The 9,733-nt window shown below is 66.5% G+C and carries 11 protein-coding genes; 3 read left to right on the forward strand and 8 right to left on the reverse strand.

The annotated features are described in order from the left end of the window. Positions 1 to 106 precede the first annotated feature (106 nt). The 6 genes from KK097_RS15195 to KK097_RS15220 form a co-directional block, all read right to left on the reverse strand. Positions 107 to 1,003 (reverse strand): nucleotidyl transferase AbiEii/AbiGii toxin family protein, encoded by an 897-nt coding sequence (locus KK097_RS15195; protein WP_128781744.1) that lies wholly within the window; start codon positions 1,001 to 1,003, stop codon positions 107 to 109. Next, on the reverse strand, positions 1,000 to 2,097 hold the full coding sequence (locus KK097_RS15200) for a type IV toxin-antitoxin system AbiEi family antitoxin domain-containing protein (RefSeq protein ID WP_175330757.1): 1,098 nt from the start codon (positions 2,095 to 2,097) through the stop codon (positions 1,000 to 1,002). Before KK097_RS15200 ends, KK097_RS15195 begins: the two co-directional genes overlap by 4 nt. A 221-nt stretch (positions 2,098 to 2,318) precedes the next feature. After that, on the reverse strand, positions 2,319 to 3,086 hold the full coding sequence (locus tag KK097_RS15205) for a hypothetical protein (protein ID WP_128781788.1): 768 nt from the start codon (positions 3,084 to 3,086) through the stop codon (positions 2,319 to 2,321). Beyond that, a complete protein-coding gene (locus KK097_RS15210; protein WP_128781789.1) occupies positions 3,083 to 4,723 on the reverse strand; it encodes a hypothetical protein in 1,641 nt (546 codons plus the stop codon). Before KK097_RS15210 ends, KK097_RS15205 begins: the two co-directional genes overlap by 4 nt. A 58-nt stretch (positions 4,724 to 4,781) precedes the next feature. Then, positions 4,782 to 5,171, reverse strand: coding sequence for a hypothetical protein (locus KK097_RS15215; RefSeq protein ID WP_206647642.1), 390 nt, complete (start codon positions 5,169 to 5,171; stop codon positions 4,782 to 4,784). Continuing rightward, positions 5,171 to 5,875, reverse strand: a complete 705-nt coding sequence (locus KK097_RS15220; RefSeq protein WP_152378283.1) for a ParA family protein — start codon at positions 5,873 to 5,875, stop codon at positions 5,171 to 5,173. Before KK097_RS15220 ends, KK097_RS15215 begins: the two co-directional genes overlap by 1 nt. A gap of 129 nt (positions 5,876 to 6,004) precedes the next feature. Between KK097_RS15220 and KK097_RS15225 the strand changes: the two genes are divergently transcribed. The 3 genes from KK097_RS15225 (at position 6,005) to KK097_RS15235 (ending at position 7,837) form a co-directional block, all read left to right on the forward strand. Next, on the forward strand, positions 6,005 to 6,457 hold the full coding sequence (locus KK097_RS15225) for an HD domain-containing protein (RefSeq protein ID WP_128781791.1): 453 nt from the start codon (positions 6,005 to 6,007) through the stop codon (positions 6,455 to 6,457). A 109-nt stretch (positions 6,458 to 6,566) separates the two neighbouring features. Beyond that, the gene (locus KK097_RS15230) at positions 6,567 to 7,298 is read left to right on the forward strand and encodes a nucleotidyltransferase family protein (RefSeq protein WP_217499629.1); all 732 of its coding nucleotides are present in this window, start codon (positions 6,567 to 6,569) and stop codon (positions 7,296 to 7,298) included. 38 nt (positions 7,299 to 7,336) lie between these two features. Next, on the forward strand, positions 7,337 to 7,837 hold the full coding sequence (locus tag KK097_RS15235) for a hypothetical protein (RefSeq protein ID WP_213201872.1): 501 nt from the start codon (positions 7,337 to 7,339) through the stop codon (positions 7,835 to 7,837). An 8-nt stretch (positions 7,838 to 7,845) separates the two neighbouring features. Here KK097_RS15235 and KK097_RS15240 read toward each other — a convergent pair whose 3' ends face one another. Continuing rightward, positions 7,846 to 8,736, reverse strand: a complete 891-nt coding sequence (locus tag KK097_RS15240) for a hypothetical protein (RefSeq protein WP_128781794.1) — start codon at positions 8,734 to 8,736, stop codon at positions 7,846 to 7,848. Between the two features lie 465 nt (positions 8,737 to 9,201). Next, on the reverse strand, positions 9,202 to 9,477 hold the full coding sequence (locus tag KK097_RS15245) for a hypothetical protein (protein ID WP_128781795.1): 276 nt from the start codon (positions 9,475 to 9,477) through the stop codon (positions 9,202 to 9,204). Positions 9,478 to 9,733: the final 256 nt, after the last annotated feature.

Below are 9,733 nucleotides of genomic sequence, written 5' to 3' on the forward strand. Positions count from 1 at the left end.
AATCCTATCCACGGTGAAGAGTCAGGGAAGAGCACCCCGGCCAAATCCGTTCAGATCGCCACCGTCGCCTCGAGGCATCCATGAGCGTCGTGCCGCTCGTGTCCGGCTACCTCCAGGCGCCCCATTGCGGGTCCCACCGGCCGGCTGCGATGGCGCCGGTGAGGACCGGGCCCACCATCCGGTTCGTCAGGGCCACGGCGTCCTGCCAGGTGATGCGGAGATCCGGAGCTTTCTTCGCCACCGTCGCGAAGGTGCGCTGGATCGAGTCCGACGCGTCGACCTCGACGAACGGGTCGAGCCCGCGAGTGGTGATCTGCACCTCGAGGGCGTCACGCAGCAGCCCGGCGTCGCACGGCAGGTTCTGCGCGATGAGCGCCAGGTCAACGAGATCCTTCGCCCGGGACGAACGGCCGTCACCGCCGTGGCTGCGTTCCATCATCGCGGCGACCTTGTCAGCGATCTGCTGCTCGATCGCGACCATCACGTACTCGGGCGCCGGCACTGCACGACCCAGGGGCACACGGAACCCCGGATCAGCGCGAACCGTCGCCGCTCCGGCGCGGTCGTGGATGGCGAGGTCGAGCTTGACGCTCTGACGTGTCCCCACAGCCTCGTAGGTGAGTTTCACCATCGTCACGTTCGGCTGGTCGGCGCTCCCCGGTCCGGCGGAACGCGCGACCCGGACGAACCGGAGTCGATCGCCGATGTCGCGGTCTAGGAGTTCGTCGAGCGCCTTGACCGCATCGTCGATGCTGACCGCGGCAGTCTCGAGGTCGATGTCGACTGTGGCGCGGGCACGGGGGATGAACGCAAGCATCCGCGTCCCGCCCTTGAGCACGAACCGTTCATCGCCGTCGAACACCCGGGACAGAAGCCGGTCGAACAGCAGCAGCTGTCGCAGCGTCACGACCGGCATGCCGACAGCTGCAGCACCGCTCTTCGCCGCGGCTCCGATGGCCTGCCAGGTGGCCTCGGGAGTCGCGTAGTCCTCTGACTTGGTCACTCGTTGCCCTTGTCCTCGTCGTGGGTGGTGTCGGCGAGATCATCAGTGGCCGCGGGCAGAGCCTCCACCGGTCCTTGAATCTGCTCGGTGAGCTTGGCGCTGCGCTCCGCGAGATCCCGGAGCATCGCCTGCGTGGCGGGCGTGAGGCCGATGTTCGGCAGCGAGTTTTCGGTGAGCTTGGCGCTGCGCTCCGCGAGATCCCGGAGCATCGCCTGCGTGGCGGGCGTGAGGCCGATCTTGGGCAGCACCGAATCGGGAAGCGTCACCAGCGGAGGTTGCAGTGCCGGCATCTGTCGCATCCGCTTGTCCATGTACTCCCGGGTAGGTCTGAGCATCTCGGCGATCTCGGCGCCCATGCGGCCGTAGACCGGAGCGAGAAGCGTCTGCAGTTGCTCGCCGAACACCGCGCTGATGCGCTCCGTGAGGTCGGTGCTCTCCACGATGTCTCTCAGGCGTGCCGCATCGACGCCGGCGAGGCTGCGCAGCGCCACGTACAGCTCGCGGCCGTCGTCGTAGCCGAGTCGCTTCGCGTGGGCGCCGAGGTGGTCGATGAGGGCCGGGACGTCGAGGTCGTTGTCGGCGCGCTCGGCGTCTCTGAGGGCATCGGCGACGAGGGACAGGTCGCCCTCGTTGAGGAGGTCGGCGATCGTGCGCTCACGAGTGGTGACGGGGAGGCCGTCGAGGATCGTCACGTCGGACGCCGGGAGGCTGCGGCGGCTGTAGCGGACATCGTCGTGCGTGCTCTGGCGGCGCTTGCTGGTGTACAGCAGGTACGGGGCGGGGTAGAGGTCGCCGATCTCGTGACTCCAGGCTGCGGCTGCGCCACCGACGACGACATCCGGCGTGGCCAGCCGGTCGCGGGCGAGGGTCGCGGGATCGCTGGCGAGCCACGCCGCGCGGATGTCCTCCAGACGCTCCGCGGGGGTACCGGGCAGCCGGTAGACGCCCGGCCTGACCCGCAGAAGCGTCCCGGCCTGCACGCGGCGGACCAGCGTGCTCCGCGCGATGCCCGCAGCGTTCGCCTGCGCCGCGGTGAGCATGCCCCACTGAGCAGCGGCAAGGCTCGCCAGTCGACGCTCCGCGGTGATAGACATGCTGCAATTATACGCGTGAACGCAACAAAATAAGTCTTATGCGCGGGAATCTTGTTGCGAGTACCCCCGGTACCCCCGGTATCCCGAGCGCTGCCGGGGCCTCAAGCACCTGCGACGGGTAAGTGGAGCCGCGGGGCCGCGCCGGGTCCCAGTACCCCGGATGCATGAACGGCCCGTACGCGATCCCCCATCGCCGTACGGACCGTTCTCTGCGTCGGTCGTCAGTAGTTCGGGCGCCACCCGGACTGTGTGCGCCGCTGTCGGCCGCGGGCCTTCTGCCGGTCGTACTCCTGCGTCTTGCTCTTGCCGTAGACCGTCATCGTGATCCCGGTGATCGGCTGCTCTGAGACGTCGAGGTTGGTGTACCGCTTGCCGTTCTCGTCACGGAGCCAGGACAGGGCGTCCCCGCCGTGCTCGTTGATGCGCTTGAGCATCGTCGAGGCGTTGTACTCCTTGACCTCCATCACCCGCCCGTTGGCGTAGGTGACGCGGGCCTTGATCATCTGCTGGGTGTCGCGGGCCTGACCGCGGGCGGCGCCCCGGACACGCTGCAGGATCTCCGTGTTCGCCTGCTGGCGGCCCTTCGCGGTGCGGCCCTTCGGGATCTGCAGGTCATGCTGGCGGCCACCACCGCCGAGGTACGTCGTCGTCCGCAGTCGGCCACCCTGCCGGTCCTGGGTGTACCGGCCACCGGTGTCCTGGGGCACCACGGTGGCCTCTGCGGCGCCGGCCTTGTTGCGGACGCGGACGAGCTGCCCGGAACGGCCACGGCGACGTGGCGGGATCGTGTTGGTCTGCCCGGTGCGGGCGAGCTCGAGCAGTGATGCGCGGTAGACCGAGCCGCTGGTCTCCCCGTTGAGCACCTTGCGGATCATGCGTGGCGATCGCTGCAGCTCGCCGGCGATCTCCGCCACGCTGAGGCCGCGACCGCGGAGCTCCTGCACGAGCTCCTGCGCGGTGCTGTCCCGCCGCGACGTCGCGTCGCTCATGACGGCACGTCCTCGGCCGCGACGTCGGCACCGTTCGCCCACGCCGCGGCGGGGCCGGCAGCGTCGGCACGCCTCGCTAGCGCGTCACGGGAGTTGCGGGTCTCCGGCGTGAGGAATGAGCCCGAGAGCATGCCCTGCAGTCGCAGGCGTCCCGTCTTCCCGTCATCGCCGCCGCCGTGCTCGGTCGGGAGGCTCCACGAGGGGACCTCGGTCGTGTAGATCGCGTCACCGTTGATGCCGATGAGTGTGTGGCCAGGGACCGCGAGAGCTCCTGCGGTCTTGAGCCCGAGCCCGGATGCGCTGGAGAGCACCGCAGCGCGGCCTCGGCCCCAGATCTGCGCGGAGAACTCGGGGTGGAAGAACATCCGCGCCCGCTCGCTGACGGTGCTGGGGATCTGGTACAGGAACAGCTTCCCCTGCCGGACCATCGTCGATTGGTACTCCGCCGGCACATCGAACGCGCTCTCCGCGACCCGGGTTTGCGCACGTCCCGCGGAGTTGAAGTTACCGACGGTCTGCAGCAGGATCGCGCGCAGCGCCCCGGCGAGAGCGCGACGCAGCAGCGGCGGGAGATCTGGGTTGCCCTGCACACGGTCGCGTGCGCGCTTGATCCGCTCGTAGAACGTGTCCAGGGGGCGGGCGCGGGTGAACTGGATCGCTTCGAGGGGTTCGACGAGCCATCCCGCGTTCAGCGCAACGAACACCTCGGCCGCATCGGCCCAGGTCTCCCCCGTCGCGCCGGGACGGTTCGGGTAGTACCAGCCGTCCTCGACCTTGCGGTGCTGCATGCCGAGTAGCCCGACGTGGTTCCAGTCGTTGGGCACCGTGAAGCGGACGAAGAACCGTGCGCGAGCGTAGGGGTCGTTCTCGAGGAGGTCGTATGCAGCGGAGCGCTTTAAACGAAGGCCCGGGCCGATACCAAGCTCGCGGCCGAGAGAGGCATACATGAACCGGCCGTCGACGTGGGCAAAGGTCTGGATCTTCTTCGTCTTCTTCGGATCGATCAGCGGCACGCAGTCGTCATGCTGGCTCATGCTCGGCCCGGCGACCATGTGGTCGTAGTGGTGCTGCCCCGCGCTCCCGCGGATCTCCTCCGCCATGTCCGGGGACACCGGGATCGGGTTGACGTTCTTCGGGAGCGACCACGCCCAGAGGTTCGTGCCCGTCGCCGCCGGCGAGAGCATCAGCCGTGCACGGTCGTCGACGCCGGCGACGATCTCCTCGAGCGTGTTCCACGCCATGCGGGCCTGCGCCGGCGTGAGCGGAACGTCGCCGAACCACTCCTCCACGGTGCGGACCTCGATCTTCTGGCCCGTGACCGCATGCTCGAACCGGCCCGTGGGCGGTCCGCCGGCAACCCAGTGGGAGCCGGGAATCCAGTTGGGGGTCTGCACGAACAGCCAGTGCCGGATACCGGGCGCTGGCTCCGGGCGCTTGCCGGTGAGCATGATCCGCTCGGCGCCGAAGCTGGCCGCGGTGTCGAGCAAGTCCGTGAGGTTGGGGTTCTTCCGGTTACCGCCGACCTTCGGCCGGACCGTGGTGCCTTCTCGGGTGACGCCCTGGCCGGTGGTGTGGTCGAGCCAGATCGTGGGGACCTCTTTCGGGGTCCAACCGCGGGGACGGAAGCTGTTGTCCATCGCGCATTCCTTCCAGAGTTCCAGAGCTACAGAGGTCCGGACTTACAGACTTACAGAGTCAGTCGGTGAGGCCGAGGGAGGCGCGGAGCTCAGCCTCAGTGGAGCCCTGCAGCTCGTCGGCGCGCGACATCAGCAGGTCGACGGCGACGCGGATCAGCGTGTTGTCGGTGATGCGCGGTCCCGGAGCCAGGCGTGTGCGCTGCAGCCGGCGGGCGTAGCGAGACAGGTCCTCGAGCTGCTCGTCCCGGAACCGGCACTCCTTGCGAGTGAGCTCCTCGAACAGCGCGGTTGCCGCGGCCGGCTTCTCAGCCGCCGGCTCGGGTGTCTCAGGCGTGGTCGCGGCGGTGGCAGGAGCGTCCGTCGGGGCCGTATCCGCCGCCGGTTGCGGTTCGGTTGTTTCGTCGGCTGCCGAGCTGTCCAGCAGTGCGGTGAGCTTCTTCCGAGGCATCAGTGGTCCTCCTGCACGGTTCGGGGTGACATGGCGCGGATTGAGAGGAGCTCCATTGCGATGCGGCGGAAGTCCTCGCTGGCCTTGAGGTCGTTGCGGGACGCTCGGTACTGCGTCACGACCAACCCGTCGATCGGAGCCTTGGAGTGCGACTTGTATCGGCGGACCGCGTTCTGGAACCGGCGCAGGCCGATCTGGTCGACGAGCTCCTGGATGTCTTCGAGATCCTGGGGTGTTCTCGGGTCGTACTTGTTGATCAGCACCCGGTAGTCCAGGCCGCGCGGGACGATGAGTGTCTCGATGGTCTTGCGCAGCGGATCGATCGAGAGCGCCTCGGCCTCGGTCGGAGCGATGACGAAGTCGGCCTCGTCCAGAACGGGCGTGAGGATGTGGGTCGACTCGAGCGAGCCCGGGGTGTCGACGATGATGACGTCGTACGGGAGTTCCCGCAGCCGGGCGAGGTTGTTGGGGTCGAGGTCCGCGGCGAAGTCGAAGGGCAGGTTGTCCCCGGCTCGCTCGGCCCAGAACGTGACCGAGCCCTGAGGGTCGATGTCGACGACGAGGACTCGGCATGTCTCGGACAGCACTGCGGCGAGTCCCATCGTGGTCGTGGTCTTGCCGACGCCGCCCTTCTGCATCGCGATCGCGACGATCCAGGGCGCCGTTGGTGTTGCCGCAGCGGCAGCTTTCCGTGGAGTTGGCATGGTGCGTCCTTCCGGTTTCGATCTGACGTTGACGAATGTACTACACCCGGAGTTCGGAAGCAACAGAGTTACGAAGTTCGGAAGATACAGAGTCTGTAAGTTGCGTTAGGAACGTGCTACTTTGGACGCATGAGACAGGAGCAGCTGATCGCGGTGGCGTTGACGATCGCCCGCGAGGCGCACGCTGGGCAGGTCGACAAGGCCGGCCGCGCCTACATCGAGCACCCTGTCCGCGTCGCCAAGAGAGTCCGCCGGCGGAACCCAGATGCCTCGGCGGGTGTGGTCGCGGCAGCGCTCCTGCATGACGTCCTCGAGGACACCGAGCTCACCCGAGCGGATCTCCTCGATCGCGGCATCCCCGTCGACGTCGTCGATGACGTCGACGCCGTCACCAAGCGCGCGGGGGAGTCACCCGAGGAGTACTTCGCCCGCGTGCGTGCTCGAGCCGGTGCCCGAGCGGTCAAGGGCGCCGACATCGAAGACAACACCGACCCCGAACGTCTCGCGCAGCTCGACGAGCCCACACGCCGACGACTGCTGGCGAAGTACGAACGCTCCCAGCAGCTGCTCGAGGGGGAGTAACCCCGTGTGTCAGTCCTGCGCGGAGGGAGGCCGGCGCTGCCGGGACCGGCGACGCCTCCAGCAGCTCACCACAGCCGATCTCGCGCCCGAACAGGTGAAACCGCTCCCCGTGGTCGACTGGGCAGGCAACGCGGCAGACGACGGCGCAGAGGCCGTCTGGCGGGACTACGCGCCGGCGATCGCCACCGAGACGATCGCCGTGCTCGCCGAGACCCGTGCCGCCGAGCAGCACACCACCACTGACGTCGTCGACGCGATCCCTGCCGGCGCCCGGCCGCACGGGCTCGAGTTCCGGGTGAAGAGCCCCGCCTCGCTCGCCCGGAAGATCCGCAGCCGCGCGGCCGTCACGGCAGCTGCGCAGAGTGCTGGTGGCCTGGTGGGAGTCTCGGACAAGCTGACCGATTTGCTCCGCTACACCGCCGTCACCCCGCGGCACGATGACCTCGCCGGCACCGCGGCCACCACGATCGCCGCCCTCGAGGCGCGCGGGTACGCCGTGGTGTCCGCTGAGCACTCCTACGTCGCCGGCAACGCGTACAAGGGCATCCACGTCCTCGTGCAGCACGGCGACGAGCGCCCCGTCGAGATCCAGTTCCACTCCGAGCTCAGCCAGGCCGTCAAGGACGAGAACCACGTCGACTACGAGCTCGAGCGCGACCGCACACACCCCTACGCCGAACGAGCGGCAGCCCACCAACGCATGCTCGACCGCTCGAGCGAGATCCCGACACCGGCCGGCCTCAACCGGCTCACCAGCATCGGGGGCCGTCCGCTGACGGAGAAGACCTACCCGAATCCGTACTCCGTGGCGCACAATGAAGCAGAGGAGACGAACCGATGACCCAGTTCTACGTAGTCCGCGACAGCGACGAGAACCTGGTGTGGATCGCCGCCCATGAGACGGCCGGCGAGCACCGGATCTTTGTCTACCTGCCCAACACCGGCACCTGGCAGCACAGCACTGCCGTCGAGGACGACTTCTACGCCTCAGATCGCACAGCCACCTACATGCCGATCAGCGCCGATCAGGCCGCCCGGCAGCTTCCGAACCTGCAGAAGGTCAGCGCCAAGACCGCCGGGTGGCTGCTCGAGGACCTCACCTCGAGCGCCACTGCCACCGGCGCCGAGCTCGGACTCCCGATCGTCACCGCCGCACGCCCCACGACAGAGGCGCAGGTTATCGAGATCCTCGTCATCAACGACGGCCGCACCTGGACCGTTGTCTACAACGGCCCGAGCAACGGGGCTGCTCGCACGTTCGCCAGCGAACTGCGCAACGGCAAGAAGAACCGAATCAACCGCATCGGTCGGTTCGACGCCCGCGTCGTCCGGGAGACCGTCGTGGAAGCCCGCCGCATCGTGGAGAAGGCCAGCGCATAGCTGTCAGCTCAGAGCTTGGCGATCTGCCAGGACTGGTCGACGTCGAGTCGGATCTCCACACGGTTGTCGAAGTCGCGTGGCCAATCCCTCCCGTGGGCAAGCACGAGGAACCGATCGCCAGCGTGGATATTAGCGAGCTTGTCCGCCGAATATGCGGCCACGACCAGTTCACGCTCGTCACCACGGCCGCGCCACCGGACCTTCACATTCGTGCGTGACGTGACACGGTGCTTTGCGCCGTTCACTGTCGAGAGCGGCTCTTGTTCAGCCTCAAAGATCATCGCCACAGGCGAAATTTGCGTCTGGTAGGTGACTTCCGAAAGACGACGGTAGTAACGGCGAAGAGCGGCCTCATCTGATACCTCGAAGCAGAAGTCACGCCAGAAGACGAGGTCGACCTCACCCTTCCCGTTTCTGTACTCGATGCGGAGCTGGTTCGCGAAGGCCTCGTCGTCATCGAACTGCCGCATGAACTTGACGATCCGCACGGCGCTGGCGAACGTCGCAGCCCATGACGGAGCGTTCGTGCGCTTCCGCACCGTGTCTGTGGTGCGTTCCACGGCACGCTCGACGGGTTCCCCGGGCAGCCGGAGGAAGTACTTTTTGTCACGGGCGTCGATCTCGACTCTTTCTGTCGCCCGGACACCCTCCATGAGCGTGCGGAAGTTCAGCGGACAGTCGACAGCGTGTGTCTGCTTCCGGGAGAGACGCAAGTGCGCGGGGATCTCTGTCCCCTTCTGATTGACAGAAGCGGTGACCGAGGACAGCGGCACCGGGCAGTAGAGGCATGTCAGGTCGCCCCGGGCAGGGCGATCTACTATGTCGCCCGGTTTCACCGGACGAGACTGCCTGTCGACTCCCGCGCCCTCCCACAGGCGAGCTTCCTGGTACTTCGCCACCTTTTTAGCCATCGGTGAGCCTCCCCGTTCAATACCTGATGAGACTCTACGAGAGACTTCTGTCAGTGCAAGGCGGTCCGGAGACCGGGGGTGGGTGTTCCGAGGAGACACCCACCCCCAAGGCGGGCAATGGTGGTATAGTCAAAGCGCCAACTTAGTTACACCACCAACGCCCTGGGTTAGTCATCTGGGGCGTTTTTGGCGTCTCAACCATGCCCACGCGACGCACGACCAAATAATTATCTGGACAGCGTCATGTGCTGCTATCAATAGTGTTAGGTAGTCCATTTTTACCACCTCCTTCCGTAATACTATTCTAGCATATATCAGAGATATTCCCTAGATATCGGCAAAGTTAATTGACATTCTTGAGGAAATTGTTTTCGGATCGAGGCAGTGCGTAAAAATGCCGAAGACTCCGCATGGCGGAATCTTCGGCATTCGGTTGTAGTAGCCGATATCTCGTTATTCGGTCAGGCTGATGCTGTCCTCGTCGATCTGATAGTCGCCCTTGTACGTCGGGTCCACATAGCGTTCATCCCCGCGGCGAAGGAGAGCGCTATCGGGATCCTTTGGCGTCATGTATACGTTCCACCGGCCAGTGTCATAGCCTTCTTCCCCGGCGGCGAAGTCGGTAGGACGCCCAGGGTCGCCAGGCTTGTCGTAATGCACTGATTTTTTATAGAGCGTGACCCATTCGCCAGCGTTGAGAACACGCCAATCCCCCAGATAATTAACCATCTGTGAACCGTATTGCCTCTCCACTCCCACGTGCAAGGTCGGCGCGGATGTTTCACCCATGCCGAACCGGTTGGTCCGGTTCGGCCCGTCGCTGCTCAGCGGTGCGCTCCGTCCTCAGCGCCCGTGCGGCGTCTCTCCCTCGCGTCTGCCGTTCCATCCCGCGTCACCTGCGCCCCGGTCTCGCCCCTTTCCTGCCCTGTTGCTGTGCCGACGTGTGGCCGCTCGCCGCTCTCGTGCTCCTGCGCTCTGGGCGTCC

The organism is Curtobacterium flaccumfaciens, assembly GCF_018598405.1.
In the GTDB taxonomy this organism is placed as follows: domain Bacteria; phylum Actinomycetota; class Actinomycetes; order Actinomycetales; family Microbacteriaceae; genus Curtobacterium; species Curtobacterium aurantiacum.